Source organism: Flavobacterium sp. CF108, from assembly GCF_900129795.1.
Taxonomy (GTDB): Bacteria; Bacteroidota; Bacteroidia; order Flavobacteriales; family Flavobacteriaceae; genus Flavobacterium.
In genome coordinates this window covers 416551-437293 of the sequence record NZ_FQWW01000005.1, presented here as the reverse complement: position 1 = coordinate 437293, position 20743 = coordinate 416551, and the positions used below count along the sequence as shown (strand labels likewise).

Below are 20743 nucleotides of genomic sequence, written 5' to 3'. Positions count from 1 at the left end.
TTAAATATTAATGTTTATCCCAGAAAAGTTTAGTAGTTACATTATTGTTACCCAATTTTGCAACTGCAGCTTCTAGATTTGCAGCATTTAATGTTTGCTCAATTCCTGGATAAGAGTAACGTTTTGGAACTTCAGTGATATCACCAAAAGTTACTGGAGGCGCTACTAAAGCAGGGAAGTCTAATCTTCTGTAAGAAGTCCAAGCTTCGAAACCTCTGTTAAAATAAGAGATCCATGCTTGTTCTCCAATTTTTTGTTGCCATGTTCCCGCAGCAGTTGCATATGCTACATCAGGTCTTACTAAGTAAGCTGCAATGTTAGCAGAAGAAACTCCCCAATCTTGCATAGATGCTGTAATAGCTGCATTATAGTGAGATGCAGCAGTACCACCAACAGCGATACCTCTTTCTACAGCTTCAGCTAATAAAAATTCTACTTCAGAATAAGTAAGAAGTACTCCAGGATATACAGGATCTTTAATAGTTGCAGTTAAATGAGAGAAATCTCCATAAACGTTAACAGTTCCGTATACACCACCTTTGTATTGTCCTGAACCTGCAGGAAATTCTGTAAAGTATTTTGCTCTTCTTGGATCAGAAAGAGAATTCATTTTGTTTACGAATGTATTAGCTGGCAAGAAATCATCACGACCACTAGCTACTAAATCAAGATATAACGGGTTGTTATTTGTTGTGTTTGTAGTATATGGCATATATGCTCCATCTGTACTAGCTGCAATTAAACCATCAGCTTTTGCTGCTAATGCTTGTGCGCTAGCATAAGTATTATCTGCATCATACATATTGATAGCTAATCTAAAACGTAAAGTGTTAGCAAATTTAGCCCATTTAGCAGTATTTCCAGTAAAAATAAGATCAGCTTCTCCGTAGCTACCAGCACTTTGATCTAATTTATGAGATGCTGCAGTTAATACAGCAATAAGATCTTTGTAGATAGTTTGTGCATCATCATATTTTGGTTGTGGATGCCCATCAATATCTAAAGCTTCGCTATAAGGAACATCTCCAAAAGTATCAACTAAAATAGCATATGAATAAGAAGATAAAATGTCAATAATTGCAATTTTATTATCAAAAACTACTAAACCTTCTGGAGCCCCAGTGTAATTAGCCTTTTGAGATATCAAAAGTGATTTAGCTTCTTTGAAATCTCTTAATACATCACGGTAATAAGTTGCCCAATGACGATCTGGAATTGTACGTCCAGTAAGGTCATATTGTGTTTCTTGTGGATATTGTACTTCAGTCCATTGTTGAGCGTATAATCTGAAAACGTTAAAGTTTACAGATGTACTTGTAACCTGATCCACCATAGTTTTTTCTGCATTGGTGAATAAGAACTCAGGTGAAGTAATGGTTGGGTTTTTTGTGTCTTCGTTCATTCCTCCAAAGTCATCAGAGCATGATGCAAATAAGGTTATAAACGATATTAATATTATTAGTCTATTTTTCATAGCTTAGAATTTTATTGTTAAGTTACAACCAATATTTCTAGTTGTTGGTAAAGAACCGATAGAAAGACCTTGTGATCCTACGTTAGATCCTAATCCACTTTCTGGGTCTGCATCTGGAAGATTTTTTTGAATTATCCATAAGTTAGATCCGATAAGTGAAACTTTTGCATCAACCAATTTCATTTTTTGTACTAATGAAGATGGCAAAGTATAAGTAATGTTTACCTCTCTTAGTTTAATAAAACCAGCATCGTAAACATACTGACTTCTTGGTCCGTTAGTATAAGCATTTGTGATAGCTCCACCTGTTGAGTAAACAGTTCTGGTTGTGTTTGGAGTTCCGTCAGCATATACACCAGGAAGGATTACACCACCACCATTAACAAGTGAGTTTCTTTTTGGAAGTCCAAGGTCATTGTTACCAGCAGTTCCATCACCAAGTCCAGTTCCAACACCGTACCATTGGTCAGTAGAGAAAACATCTCCTCCGTGTTTAGTATCAATTAAGAAACTGAAAGATAAGCTTTTGTAAGCGAATTTGTTACGAATACCTCCAATCCAGTCAGGATTGATGTTTCCAATAATATTGTTTGTTGAAGTGTTAATTACATATCTACCAGTTGATGGGTTAATGATTTTTTGCCCGTCAGCAGTATAAGTGTAATCAGTTCCTTTTAATACTCCAAAAGGTTGTCCAACTACAGCGTTTAAAGTTACAGTTCCTGGGAATGAAGCAATTTGTAAGTTAGAAACTCCATCAGCTAAAGCTGTTACTTCGTTCTCGTTTTTAGACCAGTTTACGTTAATATCCCAAGAGAAATTGTTTGTTTTAACTGGAGTAACATTAAATTGAATCTCGATACCTTTATTTTCAATTGTTGCAGCATTTACGTATTTAGAAGTATATCCTGTAGCAGTTGAGTAAGGAACTCTTACAGCTTCACCATCATTTACGTTTTTGTATAAACTCACATCAAATCCAACTCTTCTGTTTAAGAACTGCATCTCAAGACCAACCTCTGTAGTGTTTGTCTTAATAGGCTTTAAGTCTGGATTGTTTTTAATTGAGTTTACAGAATACATTTGATTATTGTTGAATGGGTCAAATTTAGTGTAAGTATCAACTAATGCTAAAGCAGGAGTTCCAAGTGGGCTTTCAGAGTAACCTCCTCTTAATTTACCAAAAGATAACCAGCTAGCGTTTAAGTTTTTAGAGAATACCCAGCTACCAGAAACTGAATAACTAGTTAAAGTATTGTCATCAGCAGGAAGATTTGAGAAAGCATCTCTACGTGCAGTTGCATCAATAAAGTAAGTATCTACATATCCTAATGAAGCAGAAGCATAGTAACTGTTTACTGATGTTCTTGTTTCTCTTTCATATGGATATGGACTAGCAGAACGTGAGTTTGATAAACTGTAAATTCCAGGAATAATTAAACCTCCTTGAGTAGAAGCTGTAATTTGGTTGAAATAAGTATTTCTTATTGTACCCCCAGCTACTCCAGTTAAGCTAATGTCTTCTCCAAAGTTATGTTTGAAGTTAAGAAGTAAATCATAGTTTTGCTCAGAGAAATTACCATTATAACGTTGGTAACCTGAAGTTTCGTCAAGAGCATTAATACCAAAAGTTTTTGCTACAGAACCTACAGCAACTCTTTCTTCACGTAACTCATCATAAGTATCTGTTGAGATTTTTCCTGTTGCAGAAACCCAGTCAGCAATTTTGTATGTCAAGTTTGCATAACCAATAAAACGGTTTCTTCTATCATTTTGATAGTTTTGATAACGCTCAAAGTATGGATTATTCCAGTAAGCTGGAGCTCCGTTTTCAGGAGATTTTCTGTTCCAAGTAATGTTTTGTTGACCTGAATTGTTATAAGCTTGTTCAAGTTGTTTGATGTCAACGTTAGTCTGCCACCATTGACGGAAACCAGAAACGATATTGTCGCTGTATCCTGTCATGTTTCTACCAGTAGTTTGTTGAGCAGAGAAGTTAGCAAATGTGCTAAGAGATAGTCTGTCAGTAAACTGATGATTTAATTTTAAACTGAAGTTGTTTTTTCTTAATTCACTGTTGATTAATGTACCAGTTTGGTTTGTGTTTGTGTAATTGAAAACAACGTTTGTTTTTTCGTTACCATCTTCAAATGAGATACTGTTTACTAATGAAAGTGAATTTTTGAAGAAAGAATTTGGGTCATTAGCTGCAGCTTTCCAAGGTGTAGCTTTTCCGTAGTTACCGTTTCCTGGGTAAGCAGAGAATGCATCCCATTGGTAAACATTTAATGATGGGTCAAATCTATCTCCAACAGAAGCATCATCTCCCATTGCAACAACTAGATCTGGAGTACCATCACCGTCAATATCTTGCTCACCGAAAGAACCTCCGTAACCAGCTCCGTATTCTTTTTGATATTTCACGAATGTGCTTTTGTCTGGAGAACCTGTTACTACTTCAGATGAAACTGTAATTCCTAATCCTTTTTTAGCTTTACCTTTTTTAGTAGTAATCATTAAAACCCCATTACCAGCTAAATAACCGTATAATGCAGATGCAGCAGCACCTTTTAAAACGTTAACGCTTTCGATGTCTTCTGGGTTAATGTCCATACCATTATTTCCATAATCGTATCCTCTTGCTCCTGAAGACTGAGTAGTTAATCCATCATTTGTATTGTTTCCGTTGTTGATAGGCATACCATCAATAACGATTAACATTTCATTACTTTGACCAATTGCTTTAACCCCTCTGGAAATTGCACTTGTAGAACCACCAAAGTTTGTGTTTCTTGTAATGTTAACACCCGCAACTTTTCCAGAAAGTTCGTTTAAGAAGTTACCACTAGATGTACCATTTCTTAAATCTCCTCCTTTAACCTCTTGTGTGGCGTAACCAAGAGATTTTTTCTCTCTTTTTACACCTAAAGCTGTTGTTACAACAACGCTTTCAAGTTCTTGTGCATCTCCAGCTAAACTTACGTTAACTGTTGATGAAGTTGCAGCTATTTCTTGGGTTTTCATCCCAATGTAGCTAAATACCAAAATTTGGCTTGATGATGCTTTGATAGAGTATTTACCATCAAAATCGGTTTGTGTTCCGGCTTTTGTTCCTTTAACTAATACACTAACACCTGGTAAAGGCATTCCTGCATTATCAGAAACTGTTCCCGAAACAGCTCTTTCTTGCGCAAAAGAAAGTTGCGCAACTAGTACTAATAAAAGTACTAAGAATCCATTGAACTTTAGTTTCATTTTTAAATATTTTGAATTAGTATCGCAAAACTCTTAATAATTTGTTAACTTTCCTAGTAAAATATTTTTTTTTTTCGTTAAAGGTCAAAATTTAACATTATAACATATGTTTATGATAGTGTTATATAATTGTAATTCCTGTGTTTTGTTTCCTCCGTTTGTGAGATTAATATTTATTAATCCATTTGGGGTTTGTATTGAGGTTCCAATTCCAATTCCTATTAATTTTTTTATCTTGTTTGGGTCTGAAACACTTGTCAAGTCTTGATATATTCCATAATCCAAGATTGAATTAATGTAAAGGTTTGATGAAACGATATATCGGTACTCTGTAAGAATGGACGCTGTGAAATTTGCCTGAAGACTATTTTCTAAAAATCCTCTTATTGACCTGATTCCGCCAAATCTGAATAATTCGTTGGAAATATAGTTCTTGCTTTGCAGGTAAAAATTTTGTGAATTTATGTTAATATAGTTTTTTTTGTTGAGCTCAAAATTATAGCCGGCATTTAAATTTATGTAAAATTGTTTGCTTGATCCTGCTGTTTCCGAATCATTATTTGTGTTCCTTTTTCCATAGCCGGCTGCCAAGTTTAAAAATGCTTTTTTAGGCATAAGATAATTGTTGTAATCTGTTTTTTTATATTCGAAAGTTGATGTGAAATACGAATTGTCGAAATCACTAATAGTTGAGTTATTTGTGTTTTGGATGTCGCTTGATTCTGTAGCTTGATATCCCAGATATACTTTGGAGTTGTAATTAATATAATAACCTAAATCGATAGCGGTTTTTGTGTTTTGAAAAGTACTGTCTTGTTTGAATATGTTTAATTGGGCCTTTATCCCGAGTGGTGATTTAAATATGTATGGGATTTCGAGTTTAGTGCTAAAAGTCTTTTGTTGATTTCCATCACTTTTCCAGTATAATGAAAATTGTTCTCCGGCATGAAGTGTGTTGATTAATAGAATGTCAAGATATCCGTTAAGAGTTGCTTTTTTGTTTTCGTCATTTGAAAATCCAATAAAACCGTCAAAAGTGTTTGCTTTTCTTTTTTCTACGTAAGTGTATATTTTGGTAGAATCATTTGTGAAAAGTATTTCAGGGTATTTTGTTTGAGAAACAAACTCAAAATTATTAATGTCTTCGTAAAGCTGTTTTGTTATTTCCTGATTAAATGTTTTATTTAGGTATTTTTTGTTAAGCTGTTTTAAGTGACCTTTCGGAAAAAAGTCGCCAGAATTGCTATTCGCGTAATTTAGAATAATAGAATTTACATTGCGTTTTTTTTCGGATTTAAAATTTAAGTCGGCATAAATTATCAAATTCTTTCTTCGAATATTTTCGAGTTTAATTTTGCTTAGTGCAAAACCGTCTTTTTCAGCTTGGATTATTTTTGCATTTAAATAATTTTCAATTTCAATATAAGGGAGAATTATGGAGTCATTTTGATTTTTAGGAGTATTAAAAAAATGATTATTTATACCTATATATATATGTATGCTTTTTATTCTGTTTTTTAGACTGAAAATTACAGTATATGTACTATCGTTTATTCTGTTGTTTTCTAGTATTTTATTGTCAAGAAAGCCCTTTTTCGAAAGTTTTTCAGAAGTGTTTTTTATTTCGTCAAATAGGGATTTGATATTTGGGTGAGCTGTGGTATAATTTAAGGAGTCGATAATTTTGTTTTCAGCTTCATTTAATCCGTTTATTTTCAGATGAAAGGTTTGAGTGTAAGCAGAAAAGCTTATAAGCAAAAAAAACAATGTATTAAAAAACTGTTTCAAGTGAAAATGTTTTATTTAATTAAAGTGTATGCAAATATCTATTGTTTGTTTGTAAAAACATACTAATAAATAATGTTGTTGAAAATTAATAGATTAACGTTTGTATAGTGAAAATTATTTTATACATTTGCAACCCCGTAAAAAGCGGGAATTTAATAAACATAATAATTTTTAGTATTAATTATGCCAACAATTCAACAATTAGTAAGAACAGGAAGAACTCAGATAACTAAGAAGAGTAAATCGGTTGCTTTAGATTCTTGTCCTCAAAGAAGAGGGGTTTGTACGCGTGTTTACACTACTACACCAAAAAAACCAAACTCTGCAATGCGTAAAGTTGCGCGTGTACGTTTGACAAATGGTAATGAGGTGAATGCTTACATTCCTGGAGAAGGACACAATCTACAAGAGCACTCGATAGTATTAGTTAGAGGCGGAAGGGTAAAAGATTTACCAGGTGTTAGATATCATATCGTTCGTGGAGCGCTTGACACGTCAGGAGTTGCAGGAAGAACGCAAAGAAGATCTAAGTACGGTGCTAAACGCCCAAAAGAAGCAAAAAAGTAATTTAAAACTTTTAAGAAAAAGACATGAGAAAAAGAGCGGCAAAGAAAAGACCACTTTTACCGGATCCAAGGTTTAACGACCAATTGGTAACGCGTTTTGTAAATAACTTAATGTGGGATGGTAAGAAATCTACAGCTTTCAAAGTATTTTATGATGCAATTGATATCATTGAAACTAAAAAGCAAGATTCAGAGAAAACTTCATTAGAAATTTGGAAAGATGCTTTAACTAATGTTATGCCTCACGTAGAAGTACGTAGCCGTAGAGTTGGTGGAGCTACATTTCAAATTCCAATGCAAATTCGTCCAGACAGAAAAATTTCTATGGCAATGAAGTGGTTAATACTTTATTCTAGAAGAAGAAACGAAAAATCTATGGCACAACGTTTAGCGTCAGAATGTTTAGCTGCTGCTAAAGAAGAAGGTGCTGCGGTTAAGAAAAGAATGGATACTCACAAAATGGCAGAAGCTAACAAAGCATTCTCTCACTTTAGATTTTAATTCGTAAGAAATGGCTAGAGATTTAAAATATACAAGAAATATCGGAATTGCTGCTCACATTGATGCTGGTAAAACAACAACTACTGAGCGTATCCTTTTTTATACTGGAAAGTCGCACAAAATTGGTGAGGTGCACGATGGTGCTGCAACAATGGACTGGATGGCTCAAGAGCAAGAAAGAGGTATTACAATTACTTCTGCTGCAACAACTTGTGAGTGGAATTTTCCAACTGAACAAGGTAAGCTTTTGCCTGAGTCATTACCATACCACTTTAATATTATTGATACTCCTGGGCACGTTGACTTTACTGTAGAGGTAAACCGTTCTTTACGTGTACTTGATGGATTAGTTTTCTTGTTTAGTGCTGTTGATGGTGTTGAGCCTCAATCAGAAACTAACTGGAGACTTGCTGATCAATATAGAGTTCCTCGTATGGGATTCGTAAATAAAATGGACCGTCAAGGATCTAACTTTTTGGCAGTTTGTCAACAAGTTCGTGATATGTTAAAATCAAATGCTGTTGCGATCACTTTGCCAATTGGTGAAGAGAATGATTTTAAAGGTGTAGTAGATTTAGTGAAAAACCAAGCTATTATTTGGCATGATGCTACTCAAGGGGCAACTTTTGATATAGTTGAAATCCCTGCTGATATGGTTGCAGAGGTTAAAGAATACAGATCTATTCTTATTGAAGCAGTTGCTGATTATGATGAAAATCTTTTAGAGAAATTCATGGAAGATGAGAACTCTATTACAGAAGAAGAGATCAATAACGCTTTAAGAGCTGCTACTATGGATATGGCTATCATCCCGATGATTGCTGGTTCTTCTTTCAAAAACAAAGGAGTTCAATTCATGTTAGATGCAGTTTGTAAATATTTACCTTCTCCAATGGATAAGGAAGGTATCGAGGGAATTCATCCTGATGATGCTGAATTATTAGAAGAAGATCAAACTAAAATTTTACGTAAGCCAGATGTAAAAGAGCCGTTCGCAGCTTTGGCATTTAAAATTGCTACTGACCCATTCGTTGGTCGTTTAGCTTTCTTCCGTGCTTACTCTGGTCGTTTAGATGCTGGTTCTTACGTTTTGAACACTCGTTCAGGAAATAAAGAAAGAATTTCTCGTATTTACCAAATGCACGCTAACAAGCAAAATCCAATCGAATTTATTGAGGCTGGAGATATTGGAGCTGCTGTTGGATTTAAAGATATCAAAACTGGAGATACATTGTGTGATGAAAAACACCCAATTATTCTTGAGTCTATGAAATTCCCTGCGCCGGTAATTGGTATTGCGATTGAACCTAAAACTAAAGCTGACGTTGATAAAATGGGTATGGCTTTGGCTAAATTAGCTGAAGAAGATCCAACTTTTACTGTTAGAACAGATGAGGCTTCAGGGCAGACTATTATCTCAGGTATGGGTGAGCTTCACTTGGATATCTTAGTAGACCGTATGAAACGTGAATTTAAAGTTGAAGTAAACCAAGGTGAGCCTCAAGTTGAATATAAAGAAGCGTTTACAAGATCTGCAACACACAGAGAAACTTATAAAAAACAATCAGGTGGTCGTGGTAAATTTGGTGATATCGTATTTACACTTGAGCCAGCTGAAGAAGTTGATGGTAAAGTTCCTGTAGGATTGCAGTTTATTAATGCAGTAAAAGGTGGTAACGTTCCTAAAGAATATATTCCATCTGTAGAAAAAGGTTTCCGTGAAGCTATGAAAACTGGTCCTTTGGCTGGTTATCAAGTGGATAGTTTGAAAGTAACTTTGACAGACGGATCTTTCCACCCTGTCGATTCTGATGCTCTTTCTTTTGAATTAGCAGCTAGAATGGGTTATAGAGAAGTAGCTAAAGCTGCTGGAGCAATTATTCTTGAGCCAATCATGAAAATGGAAGTTATTACACCAGAAGAAAACATGGGGGATATCGTAGGTGATATCAACCGTCGTAGAGGTCAGGTTAATGACATGGGTGACAGAAATGGTGCTAAAACTATTAAGGCTGATGTGCCTTTATCAGAAATGTTTGGATATGTAACAACGTTAAGAACATTATCTTCTGGTAGAGCAACTTCAACAATGGAGTTTTCTCACTATGCAGAAACACCTTCTAATATTTCAGAAGCTGTAATTAAAAAAGCAAAAGGTAACGCTTAATTCTTAAGAAAATGAGTCAAAAAATCAGAATAAAACTAAAATCTTACGATCACATGTTGGTAGATAAATCTGCTGAAAAGATCGTAAAAACAGTAAAAACTACTGGAGCAGTTGTAACAGGTCCAATCCCGTTGCCAACTCACAAAAAACTTTTCACTGTGTTACGTTCTCCGCACGTTAACAAAAAAGCGAGAGAGCAATTTGAAGTAATGTCATACAAGAGATTGATTGATATTTATTCATCTTCATCTAAAACTATTGATGCTTTAATGAAACTTGAATTGCCAAGTGGGGTTGAAGTAGAGATAAAAGTGTAATTTTTATTATTATATTTTATATATAAAAGCGAGGCAGAAATGTCTCGCTTTTTTGTTTGTATAAAGTCGGCTTTTGGTAAATGATGAATTTGTCAAAAGAAATGAATTATTGTGATTTTGTTTAAAATGCTTGTTGTTTTGCATTGGTGAAGAGGTTTTTTCTTTAGTAGATGAAGTAATTGTTAAGAATAATATATCTGTTGGTAAAAAGAAGAAAAAATATTTTTAGAACATATTGCGTATTGTGAATACTGGGTTTGATCGTTGGATTTTGATTATGAGCGATTTAATTTTTGTAACTGTTTGGTATATTCAATTTTAATGTATACTTTTGCACTCCCTGTTTGGAAATTTCTGTTATTTTCAAATTGAAGGGAATTTTAGTAATTAATAATTAATATTTATGTCTGGGTTAATTGGTAAAAAAATCGGCATGACTAGCATTTTTGATGAAAACGGGAAAAACATTCCTTGTACAGTAATCGAAGCTGGGCCGTGTGTTGTTACCCAAGTCAGAACCAAAGGTGTTGACGGGTACGAAGCGTTGCAACTTGGTTTCGATGACAAAAACGAGAAACATTCCACTAAAGCGGCTTTAGGTCACTTTAAAAAAGCTGGAACTGTTGCTAAGAAAAAAGTCGTTGAATTTCAAGATTTTGCAACTGAACAAAAATTAGGAGATCTTATTGATGTTTCTATTTTTGCTGAAGGAGAATTTGTAGATGTACAAGGTGTGTCTAAAGGTAAAGGTTTTCAAGGGGTTGTTAAACGTCACGGATTTGGTGGTGTTGGACAAGCAACTCACGGTCAACACAACCGTTTAAGAGCGCCAGGTTCTGTGGGAGCTTCTTCATATCCATCTAGAGTGTTCAAAGGAATGCGTATGGCTGGAAGAATGGGAGGAGACAATGTAAAAGTTCAAAACCTTAGAGTTTTAAAAGTAGTTGCTGAAAAGAACCTGCTTGTTATTAAAGGATGTGTTCCTGGACATAAAAACTCTTATGTAATCATTCAGAAGTAATGGAAGTAAAAGTATTAGATTTCAACGGAAAAGATACTGGAAGAAAAGTTCAACTTTCTGATTCAGTATTCGCAATTGAACCAAACAATCACGCTGTATACCTTGATGTTAAGCAATATCTTGCTAATCAAAGACAAGGAACTCACAAAGCTAAAGAAAGAGCTGAAGTGACAGGAAGTACACGTAAGATTAAAAAACAAAAAGGAACTGGTACAGCTCGTGCGGGAAGTATCAAAAACCCATTGTTTAAAGGTGGTGGAACAATTTTCGGACCAAGACCAAGAAGTTATTCGTTTAAATTGAATAAAGGTTTAAAAAGATTGGCAAGAAAATCTGCTTTCTCAATCAAAGCAAAAGAATCAAATATTATCGTTGTTGAAGACTTTAATTTTGATGCGCCAAACACTAAAAATTTCATTAACGTTTTGAAAGCTTTAGGGTTAGAAAATAAAAAATCTCTATTTGTGTTGGGAGAGTCAAATAAAAATGTATATTTGTCGTCACGCAATTTAAAGGCTTCTAATGTCGTAACTAGCTCAGAATTAAGCACTTACGCTATTTTAAACACTAATAATTTAGTGCTTTTAGAAGGTTCTTTGGAGTTAATCGAAGAAAATTTAAGCAAATAATAGGAGTATGAGTATCATAATTAGACCTATAGTAACAGAAAAAGTAACCAAAGAAAGTGAAGTTCTAAACCGCTTCGGATTCGTTGTTGACAAAAAAGCAAACAAAGTTCAAATTAAGAAAGCTGTTGAGGCTGCTTATGGAGTGACTATCGTTTCAGTTAACACAATGAATGTGAGACCAGATAGATCTACTAAATACACTAAAAGTGGTTTAATCAGTGGAAAGACAAATGCAATTAAAAAAGCAATTGTTCAAGTACAAGAAGGAGAAACAATTGATTTTTACAACAATATCTAAGATAGAAAAATGTCAGTAAGAAAATTAAAACCTATTACCCCAGGTCAGCGATTTAGAGTTGTGAATGGTTATGACGCCATTACAACTGATAAGCCGGAACGCTCTTTGATAGCGCCGATAAAAAACTCTGGAGGTAGAAATAGTCAAGGAAAGATGACCATGCGTTATACGGGTGGTGGTCACAAGCAGAGATATCGTATTATTGATTTCAAAAGAACTAAAGACGGAATTCCGGCTACAGTGAAATCAATCGAATACGATCCAAATCGTACTGCGTTTATCGCTTTATTAGCTTATGCTGATGGAGAGAAAACTTATGTTATTGCTCAAAACGGATTGAAAGTTGGTCAGAAATTAGTTTCTGGCCCAGAATCTCAACCTGAAATTGGTAATACATTACCTTTAAGCAGAATTCCTCTAGGAACTGTTATATCTTGTATTGAGTTACGTCCAGGACAAGGAGCAGTTATTGCTCGTTCAGCTGGAACTTTTGCTCAGTTAATGGCAAGAGACGGGAAATACGCAACAATTAAAATGCCATCTGGTGAAACAAGATTGATCTTGTTAACTTGTTCGGCTACAATTGGAGCTGTTTCTAATTCTGACCACCAATTAGTTGTGTCTGGAAAAGCAGGTAGAACAAGATGGTTAGGAAGAAGACCTAGAACTAGACCAGTAGCGATGAACCCAGTTGATCACCCTATGGGAGGTGGTGAAGGACGTTCTTCTGGAGGGCACCCACGTTCAAGAAACGGATTGCCAGCTAAAGGTTACAGAACTCGTTCTAAGAAAAACCCGAGTAACAAGTATATCGTAGAACGTAGAAAGAAATAATAAGATATGGCACGTTCATTAAAAAAAGGACCTTTCGTTCATTATAAATTAGACAAGAAAGTTCAGGAAAACGTAGAAAGTGGTAAAAATAGTGTAGTAAAGACTTGGTCTAGAGCTTCTATGATTACTCCGGATTTCGTTGGACAAACTATCGCAGTTCATAACGGTCGTCAATTTGTACCAGTTTACGTAACAGAAAACATGGTAGGTCACAAATTAGGAGAGTTTTCACCAACTAGATCTTTTAGAGGTCATGCTGGAGCAAAAAATAAAGGTAAAAAATAAGAAGCAATGGGAGTTCGTAAAAGAGAAACAGCAGATGCGAGAAAAGAGGCTAATAAGTCTATTGCTTTCGCAAAATTGAATAACTGCCCTACTTCACCTAGAAAAATGCGCTTAGTAGCGGACTTGGTAAGAGGTCAGAAGGTAGAAAGAGCACTTAACATCTTAAGATTCAGTTCTAAAGAAGCTTCAAGAAAATTAGAAAAACTATTATTATCTGCAATCAATAACTGGGAGCAAAAAAATAGTGAAGGTAATTTAGAAGAAGCTGGATTATTTGTTAAAGAGATCAGAGTAGATGGTGGAATGATGTTAAAAAGACTTCGTCCAGCTCCACAAGGTCGTGCACACAGAATAAGAAAACGTTCTAACCACGTAACAATCGTGCTTGGAGCTATCAATAACACACAAAGCAATTCTTAAGCAGCATGGGACAAAAGACAAATCCAATTGGAAATAGACTTGGTATCATCAGAGGGTGGGACTCAAACTGGTATGGTGGAAATGATTACGGTGATAAACTTGCCGAAGATCACAAAATCAGAAAGTATATCCACGCTCGTTTATCAAAAGCTAGTGTATCAAAAGTAATCATCGAGAGAACTTTGAAGCTTGTAACCGTTACTATCACTACTGCTAGACCTGGTATCATTATCGGAAAAGGTGGACAAGAGGTAGACAAGTTAAAAGAAGAACTTAAGAAAGTTACTGACAAAGAGGTTCAAATTAACATCTTTGAAATTAAAAGACCTGAGTTAGATGCTTATCTTGTGGCGACAAGCATCGCTCGTCAAATCGAAAGCCGTATTTCTTACAGACGTGCAATCAAAATGGCTATTGCTGCTTCTATGCGTATGAACGCTGAAGGTATCAAAGTTTTGATTTCTGGTCGTTTGAATGGTGCAGAGATGGCGCGTTCAGAAGGTTTCAAAGAAGGTAGAATTCCTCTATCAACTTTCAGAGCTGATATTGACTATGCTTTGGCTGAAGCTCACACTACTTACGGTAGAATGGGTATCAAAGTATGGATCATGAAAGGTGAAGTTTATGGAAAGAGAGATCTTTCTCCACTTGCTGGAATGGATAAAAAACAATCTGGTACTGGCGGTGGTAAAGGTGGAGATGCCCCTAGAGGTAAATCTAACTTTAATAAAGGTGGAAAACCGGACGCTCGTAAAAGAAAGTAAATTTTTAAACTAAAGAAAAATGTTACAGCCTAAAAGAACAAAATACCGTAAGGTACAAAAAGGTAAGATGAAAGGTAACTCTCAAAGAGGGCATGAACTTTCTAATGGAATGTTTGGTATTAAATCTGTACATGAAGATGGAATGTTCTTAACTTCTCGTCAAATCGAAGCTGCGCGTATTGCTGCAACTCGTTACATGAAGAGAGAGGGACAATTATGGATCAAAATATTTCCAGACAAACCTATTACTAAGAAACCTCTTGAAGTACGTATGGGTAAAGGTAAAGGAGCAGTTGAGTATTGGGCTGCTGTTGTTAAACCAGGAAGAATTATGTTTGAAGTTGGAGGAGTTCCATTATCAGTTGCAAAAGAGGCTTTACGTCTTGCGGCTCAGAAACTTCCAGTAAAAACTAAATTCGTCGTTGCTAGAGATTTCGAAGCATAATTTATATTTATTATGAAACAATCAGAAATAAAAGATCTTTCTGCAGCGGAGTTGCAAGAAAAGCTTAGTCAAACTAAGAAAGTATATGCTGACCTAAAAATGGCTCACGCTATATCTCCAATTGCTAACCCACTTCAAATTAGAAGCGTTAGAAGAACAGTTGCAAGATTGGCTACAGAGTTAACTAAAAGAGAGTTACAATAATTGTATTCTGCTGAAAGATGGAAGAAAAAAGAAATTTAAGAAAAGAAAGAATAGGTGTTGTTACTTCGAATAAAATGGATAAATCTATTGTTATTGCTGAAGTAAGAAAAGTAAAACACCCATTATACGGTAAGTTCGTGTTGAAAACTAAGAAATACGTTGCACACGACGAAACAAACGACTGTAACATTGGAGATACTGTAAGAATTAGCGAAACGCGTCCTTTAAGTAAAACAAAATGTTGGAGATTAGTTGAAATCTTAGAAAGAGCTAAATAATTATGGTACAACAGGAATCAAGACTAAAAGTAGCAGATAACACGGGAGCAAAAGAAGTTTTAACTATCCGTGTTTTAGGAGGTACCAAAAGAAGGTATGCCTCTGTTGGTGACAAGATTGTAGTATCTATTAAAGATGCAACTCCTAACGGTAACGTTAAAAAAGGAGCTGTTTCAACTGCAGTTGTTGTACGTACCAAAAAAGAAGTGAGAAGAGCTGATGGTTCTTATATCCGTTTCGATGACAATGCATGTGTTCTTTTGAACGCTGCAGGGGAAATGAGAGGAACTCGTGTTTTTGGTCCGGTAGCAAGAGAACTTCGTGAAAAACAATTCATGAAAATTGTATCATTAGCACCAGAAGTGCTTTAATTCGTTTTAAGATGATAAAGCTAAAAATAAAATCAGGAGATATCGTAAGAGTTATTGCTGGAGACCATAAAGGTGCTGAAGGTAAGGTTTTACGTGTTTACCGTGAGAAAAATAAAGCGATAGTTGAAGGTGTAAACATGGTTTCGAAACATACAAAACCAAGTGCTAAAAACCCTCAAGGTGGTATCGTTAAGAAAGAGGCTTCTATTCAAATTTCTAACATTTCACTAATTGATCCTAAAACTAAGGAAACAACTAGAGTAGGTATTAGAGTAGAAGGAGATAAGAAAGTAAGATTTTCAAAAAAATCTAATCAAGTACTATAGTAATGGCATATACACCTAGACTAAAAGAAGAATATAAGAGTAGAGTAATCTCTGCTCTTAAAGAAGAATTCGGATATACAAACGTTATGCAAGTTCCAAAACTTGAAAAAATCGTTTTGAGCCGTGGAGTTGGTGCAGCTGTATCTGATAAAAAACTTATTGACTATGCAGTTGATGAGTTAACAAAGATCACTGGACAAAAAGCAGTATCTACAATTTCAAAGAAAGACGTTGCGTCATTCAAATTGAGAAAAGGGATGCCTATTGGAGCAAAAGTTACTTTACGTGGTGAAAGAATGTATGAGTTTTTAGATAGACTTATTACTTCTGCTTTACCGCGCGTTAGAGATTTTGGTGGTATCAAAGCTACTGGTTTCGACGGAAGAGGTAACTACAATCTTGGAGTTTTGGAGCAAATCATTTTCCCTGAAATTGATATTGACAAAGTAAACAAAATCTCAGGAATGGATATTACATTTGTTACTACTGCAAAAACAGACAAGGAAGCAAAGTCATTATTGGCTGAATTAGGATTACCTTTTAAAAAGAATTAAGACATGGCTAAAGAATCAATGAAAGCCCGTGAGGTGAAAAGAGAGAAAACGGTAGCTAAGTATGCTGAAAAAAGAAAAGCTTTATTAGAAGCTGGAGATTATGAAGGCTTACAAAAATTACCTAAAAATGCTTCACCAGTTCGTTTGCACAATCGTTGTAAATTAACAGGTAGACCAAGAGGTTATATCCGTCAATTTGGTATTTCGCGTGTAACTTTCCGTGAGATGGCTAATAATGGATTAATTCCTGGAGTTAAAAAGGCATCTTGGTAATCTCGCAATAAGTTACTACTTTTGCAAACCAAAAAATAATTTTAATTGATTAAAGGTTCGGGAGGCGGGTGTCTCCCGAAAACCATAATCGCAATCAAATACATATGTATACAGATCCTATTGCAGATTATTTGACTAGAGTTCGTAACGCTGTGGCTGCAAACCACAAAGTTGTTGAAATTCCAGCTTCTAATCTTAAAAAAGAAATAACTAAGATCTTATTTGATCAAGGTTATATCTTGAGTTACAAATTTGAAACGAACACTGTTCAAGGTTCTATCAAAATTGCTTTAAAGTATGATAAAGATACTAAAGAGCCTGTAATTAAAGATATCCAAAGAATTAGTAAACCTGGTTTACGTAAATATGCAGGTGCTGCCAAATTACCAAGAATCCTTAACGGATTAGGAATTGCAATTGTTTCAACTTCAAAAGGTCTTATGACTGGAAAACAAGCGAAACAATTAAATGTAGGTGGTGAAGTAATTTGTTACGTATACTAATTTTAAAGACTAGATAAGATGTCAAGAATAGGTAAAAGCCCAATTGTAATCCCTGCTGGCGTAACTGTAGAAGTTAAAGACGGTATCATTACAGTAAAAGGAAAAAAAGGTCAACTAACTCAGGAGTTTTCGGACGTAGATGTAAAAGTTGAAGGCGATCAAGTACAAGTAGAAAGATCGTCTGATCATAAAGACCAAAGAGCAAAACACGGATTATACAGATCATTAATCAATAATATGATTGTTGGTGTAAATGAAGGTTTTACAAAAGAACTTGAATTAGTTGGAGTTGGTTATAGAGCTTCAAACCAAGGTCAAAAATTAGATTTAGCTCTTGGATATTCTCACAATATTGTTTTAGAAATTGCTCCGGAAGTAGTTTTAGAAACAATATCTGAAAAAGGTAAAAACCCTATCGTAAAATTAACATCATTTGACAAACAACTTTTAGGACAGGTTGCTGCGAAAATCAGAGGTTTCCGTAAGCCTGAGCCATACAAAGGAAAAGGTGTTAAATTTGTGGGTGAAGTATTAAGAAGAAAAGCAGGTAAATCAGCTTAAAAAATAAGATTATGTCATTAACAAAATCTGATAGAAGACAGAGAATTAGATTCAGAATTAGAAAATCGATTAGTGGTACTGCTGCTAACCCAAGACTATCTGTATTTAGAAGTAACAAAGAAATTTACGCTCAACTTATTGATGATGTAAATGGAGTTACTATTTTAGCTGCATCTTCAAGAGAAAAAGAAATAGGAAAAGGTACTAACGTTGAAGTAGCTGCTGCTGTTGGAAAATTAGTTGCAGAGAAAGCGTTAAAAGCTGGGATCGAAACAATCACTTTTGATAGAGGTGGTTATTTGTATCACGGTCGTATTAAATCATTAGCAGAAGGCGCAAGAGCGGCTGGACTTAAATTCTAATATATTATGTCTAAATACAAAAATGTAGAATTGGTAAAACCAAGTGGTCTTGAACTTAAAGATCGTCTGGTAAGTGTTAATCGTGTTACTAAAGTTACAAAAGGAGGTAGAGCTTTCGGTTTTTCTGCTATTGTAGTTGTAGGTGATGAAAATGGAGTAGTTGGTCACGGATTAGGAAAATCTAAAGACGTTTCTGAAGCAATTGCGAAAGCAGTAGAAGATGCTAAGAAAAATTTAGTAAAAATTCCTTTGAATGGACAATCTGTTCCTCACGAACAAAAAGGTAAATTCGGTGGTGCACGTGTATTCTTGATTCCTGCTTCTCATGGTACAGGAGTTATTGCTGGTGGAGCTGTTCGTTCAGTTCTTGAATCAGTAGGTATTCACGATGTATTATCTAAATCTCAAGGATCATCAAATCCTCATAACGTAGTTAAGGCAACTTTTGATGCTTTATTACAAATGAGAAGCGCTCACACTGTTGCAAAACAAAGAGGTGTTTCTTTAGAAAAAGTTTTTAAAGGTTAATTCAAGGAAATTATGGCTAAATTATTAGTAAAACAAGTAAGAAGCAAAATCAACTGCCCTCTTTCTCAAAAAAGAGGATTAGAAGCTTTAGGTCTACGTAAAATGGGACAAGTTGTAGAGCATGATTCAAACCCTGCTATCCTTGGTATGATAAACAAAGTTAAACACTTAGTTTCTGTAGAAGAAGCTAAATAACAAATACTGTTATGAATTTAAGTAACTTACAACCAGCTGAAGGGTCAACGCACAATCAAAATAAAAGATTAGGTAGAGGAGAAGGTTCTGGAAAAGGTGGTACTTCTGCAAGAGGTCACAAAGGAGCAAAATCTCGTTCTGGTTATTCTAAAAAGATTGGTTTTGAGGGAGGACAAATGCCACTTCAAAGACGTGTACCTAAGTTTGGTTTCACAAACATCAATCGTAAAGAATACGAAGGTGTTAATTTAGATACGCTTCAATTATTAGTAGACAATGGTGTGATTACTGATTCTGTTTCTATGACAGATTTCGTAGCAAATCGTCTAGCTACCAAAAATGAAATCGTTAAGATTTTAGGTAGAGGAGAATTGAAAGCAAAATTAAAAGTAACTGCCCACAAATTTACTGCTACTGCAAAAGCTGCTATTGAAGCTGCTGGTGGAGAAGCTGTAACTATATAACTTATCTATTAAGATGAAGAAATTTATTGAATCAATAAGTAATGTTTGGAAAATCGAAGAACTGAAAAACAGAATCTTAATTACATTAGGATTGCTTTTGGTATATCGTTTTGGTGCACATGTAACGCTGCCTGGAATTGACGCAACTCAATTAACAGGTTTAGCGGGACAAACTAAAAATGGTTTAGGATCTATCCTAGACATGTTTACAGGAGGTGCTTTCTCTAAAGCTTCAGTTTTTGCTTTAGGTATTATGCCTTATATTTCTGCATCTATTGTTGTTCAGTTAATGGGAATTGCGATTCCTTATTTGCAAAAACTTCAAAACGATGGAGAGAGTGGTAGAAAAAAGATTAACCAAATCACTCGTTGGTTGACTATAGCTATTACACTGGTTCAAGGTCCAACTTATATCTATAATTTATACAGAACGTTACCTGGAAGTGCATTCTTACTAGGATTTAATTCACCTGAATTTTTGTTCTCTTCTGTTATCATCTTAGTTACTGGTACAATTTTTGCTATGTGGCTTGGTGAAAAAATTACGGATAAAGGTATTGGAAATGGAATTTCATTATTAATTATGGTTGGTATCCTAGCTCGTTTACCGCAAGCTTTTATTCAAGAGTTTACAACGAGAGTTACCAATAACAATGGAGGTCCAATGTTGTTAGTTATTGAAATTATTGTGTGGTTATTGGTAATCATTTCTTGTGTATTGCTTACAATGGCGGTACGTAGAATCCCGGTTCAATACGCTCGTCGTACTACAACTGGTGACTATGAGCAAGATTTAGCAGGTGGTAACAGACAGTGGATTCCTCTTAAGCTTAATGCTTCTGGAGTTATGCCTATCATTTTTGCTCAGGCAATTATGTTTATCCCTGCAGCAGTAGCTGGATTGTCTAAATCAGACACATCACAATCTATTGTTGGTGCATTTAGTAATATGTTTGGTTTCTGGTATAATTTTGTTTTTGCAACTTTAATTATTGTATTTACATTCTTTTATACTGCGATCACTGTACCTACTAACAAAATGGCTGATGATTTAAAAAGAAGTGGTGGTTTTATTCCTGGAGTTCGTCCTGGAGCTGAAACTTCTGAATTTCTTGATAAAGTGATGTCTTTAATAACTTTCCCAGGATCTTTATTCCTTGCTTTGATTGCTGTGTTCCCAGCTATTGTTGTAAGTATTATGGATGTACAACAATCTTGGGCAATGTTTTTTGGAGGTACCTCATTAATAATTATGGTTGGAGTTGCGATAGACACTATTCAACAAATCAATTCATACTTGTTAAACAAACATTATGATGGTTTAATGAAGACTGGTAAAAATAGAAAAGCAGTAGCTTAA

The 20743-nt window shown here is 34.9% G+C and carries 28 protein-coding genes; 25 read left to right on the top strand and 3 right to left on the bottom strand.

Annotation, left to right across the window (positions count from 1 at the left end; translation table 11 throughout):
• Positions 1-7: 7 nt before the first annotated feature.
• From BUE10_RS16205 to BUE10_RS16195, 3 genes are all read right to left on the bottom strand, one after another.
• A complete protein-coding gene (locus BUE10_RS16205; protein WP_073486706.1) occupies positions 8-1474 on the bottom strand; it encodes a SusD/RagB family nutrient-binding outer membrane lipoprotein in 1467 nt (488 codons plus the stop codon).
• A gap of 3 nt (positions 1475-1477) precedes the next feature.
• On the bottom strand, positions 1478-4729 hold the full coding sequence (locus BUE10_RS16200; RefSeq protein WP_073486704.1) for a SusC/RagA family TonB-linked outer membrane protein: 3252 nt from the start codon (positions 4727-4729) through the stop codon (positions 1478-1480).
• A gap of 84 nt (positions 4730-4813) precedes the next feature.
• Positions 4814-6517, bottom strand: a complete 1704-nt coding sequence (locus BUE10_RS16195; RefSeq protein ID WP_073486702.1) for a BamA/TamA family outer membrane protein — start codon at positions 6515-6517, stop codon at positions 4814-4816.
• 183 nt (positions 6518-6700) lie between these two features.
• Between BUE10_RS16195 and rpsL the strand changes: the two genes are divergently transcribed.
• From rpsL to secY, 25 genes are all read left to right on the top strand, one after another.
• The gene (gene rpsL, locus BUE10_RS16190) at positions 6701-7084 is read left to right on the top strand and encodes a 30S ribosomal protein S12 (protein WP_007136570.1); all 384 of its coding nucleotides are present in this window, start codon (positions 6701-6703) and stop codon (positions 7082-7084) included.
• A 23-nt stretch (positions 7085-7107) separates the two neighbouring features.
• Positions 7108-7584, top strand: coding sequence for a 30S ribosomal protein S7 (gene rpsG / locus BUE10_RS16185; protein WP_056200545.1), 477 nt, complete (start codon positions 7108-7110; stop codon positions 7582-7584).
• Between the two features lie 10 nt (positions 7585-7594).
• On the top strand, positions 7595-9751 hold the full coding sequence (fusA, locus tag BUE10_RS16180) for an elongation factor G (protein WP_073486700.1): 2157 nt from the start codon (positions 7595-7597) through the stop codon (positions 9749-9751).
• An 11-nt stretch (positions 9752-9762) separates the two neighbouring features.
• Positions 9763-10068, top strand: a complete 306-nt coding sequence (gene rpsJ, locus BUE10_RS16175; RefSeq protein WP_007803605.1) for a 30S ribosomal protein S10 — start codon at positions 9763-9765, stop codon at positions 10066-10068.
• Positions 10069-10471: 403 nt separating this feature from the next.
• Positions 10472-11089: a 50S ribosomal protein L3 gene (gene rplC, locus BUE10_RS16170; RefSeq protein WP_007803612.1), complete on the top strand. Its 618-nt coding sequence runs from the start codon at positions 10472-10474 to the stop codon at positions 11087-11089.
• Positions 11089-11718: a 50S ribosomal protein L4 gene (gene rplD / locus BUE10_RS16165; RefSeq protein ID WP_053470827.1), complete on the top strand. Its 630-nt coding sequence runs from the start codon at positions 11089-11091 to the stop codon at positions 11716-11718. The genes rplC and rplD overlap by 1 nt, the downstream gene beginning before the upstream one ends.
• A gap of 7 nt (positions 11719-11725) precedes the next feature.
• Positions 11726-12016 carry a 50S ribosomal protein L23 gene (gene rplW / locus BUE10_RS16160; protein WP_012022489.1) on the top strand — a complete coding sequence of 97 codons (291 nt, stop codon included), beginning with the start codon at positions 11726-11728 and terminating at the stop codon, positions 12014-12016.
• A gap of 9 nt (positions 12017-12025) precedes the next feature.
• A complete protein-coding gene (rplB, locus tag BUE10_RS16155) occupies positions 12026-12850 on the top strand; it encodes a 50S ribosomal protein L2 (RefSeq protein WP_035650459.1) in 825 nt (274 codons plus the stop codon).
• A gap of 6 nt (positions 12851-12856) precedes the next feature.
• Positions 12857-13135 (top strand): 30S ribosomal protein S19, encoded by a 279-nt coding sequence (gene rpsS / locus BUE10_RS16150; RefSeq protein ID WP_012022488.1) that lies wholly within the window; start codon positions 12857-12859, stop codon positions 13133-13135.
• Between the two features lie 6 nt (positions 13136-13141).
• Positions 13142-13555 carry a 50S ribosomal protein L22 gene (gene rplV, locus BUE10_RS16145; RefSeq protein ID WP_007803631.1) on the top strand — a complete coding sequence of 138 codons (414 nt, stop codon included), beginning with the start codon at positions 13142-13144 and terminating at the stop codon, positions 13553-13555.
• Between the two features lie 5 nt (positions 13556-13560).
• A complete protein-coding gene (rpsC, locus tag BUE10_RS16140) occupies positions 13561-14319 on the top strand; it encodes a 30S ribosomal protein S3 (protein ID WP_012022487.1) in 759 nt (252 codons plus the stop codon).
• Between the two features lie 19 nt (positions 14320-14338).
• Positions 14339-14764 carry a 50S ribosomal protein L16 gene (gene rplP / locus BUE10_RS16135; protein ID WP_017495016.1) on the top strand — a complete coding sequence of 142 codons (426 nt, stop codon included), beginning with the start codon at positions 14339-14341 and terminating at the stop codon, positions 14762-14764.
• Between the two features lie 12 nt (positions 14765-14776).
• Positions 14777-14968, top strand: coding sequence for a 50S ribosomal protein L29 (gene rpmC / locus BUE10_RS16130; protein ID WP_008464297.1), 192 nt, complete (start codon positions 14777-14779; stop codon positions 14966-14968).
• A 17-nt stretch (positions 14969-14985) separates the two neighbouring features.
• Positions 14986-15246: a 30S ribosomal protein S17 gene (gene rpsQ, locus BUE10_RS16125; RefSeq protein WP_007803646.1), complete on the top strand. Its 261-nt coding sequence runs from the start codon at positions 14986-14988 to the stop codon at positions 15244-15246.
• Between the two features lie 2 nt (positions 15247-15248).
• Entirely contained in the window at positions 15249-15617 is a 369-nt protein-coding gene (gene rplN / locus BUE10_RS16120) for a 50S ribosomal protein L14 (protein ID WP_007803649.1), read from the top strand.
• An 11-nt stretch (positions 15618-15628) separates the two neighbouring features.
• Positions 15629-15943 carry a 50S ribosomal protein L24 gene (gene rplX / locus BUE10_RS16115; protein WP_007803650.1) on the top strand — a complete coding sequence of 105 codons (315 nt, stop codon included), beginning with the start codon at positions 15629-15631 and terminating at the stop codon, positions 15941-15943.
• A gap of 2 nt (positions 15944-15945) precedes the next feature.
• Positions 15946-16497, top strand: coding sequence for a 50S ribosomal protein L5 (rplE, locus tag BUE10_RS16110; RefSeq protein WP_012022484.1), 552 nt, complete (start codon positions 15946-15948; stop codon positions 16495-16497).
• A 3-nt stretch (positions 16498-16500) separates the two neighbouring features.
• The gene (gene rpsN / locus BUE10_RS16105) at positions 16501-16770 is read left to right on the top strand and encodes a 30S ribosomal protein S14 (protein ID WP_031456037.1); all 270 of its coding nucleotides are present in this window, start codon (positions 16501-16503) and stop codon (positions 16768-16770) included.
• Positions 16771-16874: 104 nt separating this feature from the next.
• Positions 16875-17273 (top strand): 30S ribosomal protein S8, encoded by a 399-nt coding sequence (gene rpsH / locus BUE10_RS16100; protein WP_029272051.1) that lies wholly within the window; start codon positions 16875-16877, stop codon positions 17271-17273.
• An 18-nt stretch (positions 17274-17291) separates the two neighbouring features.
• A complete protein-coding gene (gene rplF / locus BUE10_RS16095) occupies positions 17292-17834 on the top strand; it encodes a 50S ribosomal protein L6 (RefSeq protein ID WP_073486698.1) in 543 nt (180 codons plus the stop codon).
• A gap of 11 nt (positions 17835-17845) precedes the next feature.
• Positions 17846-18196, top strand: coding sequence for a 50S ribosomal protein L18 (gene rplR, locus BUE10_RS16090; protein ID WP_053470830.1), 351 nt, complete (start codon positions 17846-17848; stop codon positions 18194-18196).
• Between the two features lie 3 nt (positions 18197-18199).
• Positions 18200-18724, top strand: a complete 525-nt coding sequence (gene rpsE / locus BUE10_RS16085) for a 30S ribosomal protein S5 (protein ID WP_085950926.1) — start codon at positions 18200-18202, stop codon at positions 18722-18724.
• A gap of 12 nt (positions 18725-18736) precedes the next feature.
• Entirely contained in the window at positions 18737-18919 is a 183-nt protein-coding gene (gene rpmD / locus BUE10_RS16080) for a 50S ribosomal protein L30 (protein ID WP_017495010.1), read from the top strand.
• Between the two features lie 11 nt (positions 18920-18930).
• Positions 18931-19383, top strand: a complete 453-nt coding sequence (gene rplO / locus BUE10_RS16075; protein ID WP_017495009.1) for a 50S ribosomal protein L15 — start codon at positions 18931-18933, stop codon at positions 19381-19383.
• 13 nt (positions 19384-19396) lie between these two features.
• Positions 19397-20743 carry a preprotein translocase subunit SecY gene (gene secY, locus BUE10_RS16070; RefSeq protein ID WP_053470831.1) on the top strand — a complete coding sequence of 449 codons (1347 nt, stop codon included), beginning with the start codon at positions 19397-19399 and terminating at the stop codon, positions 20741-20743.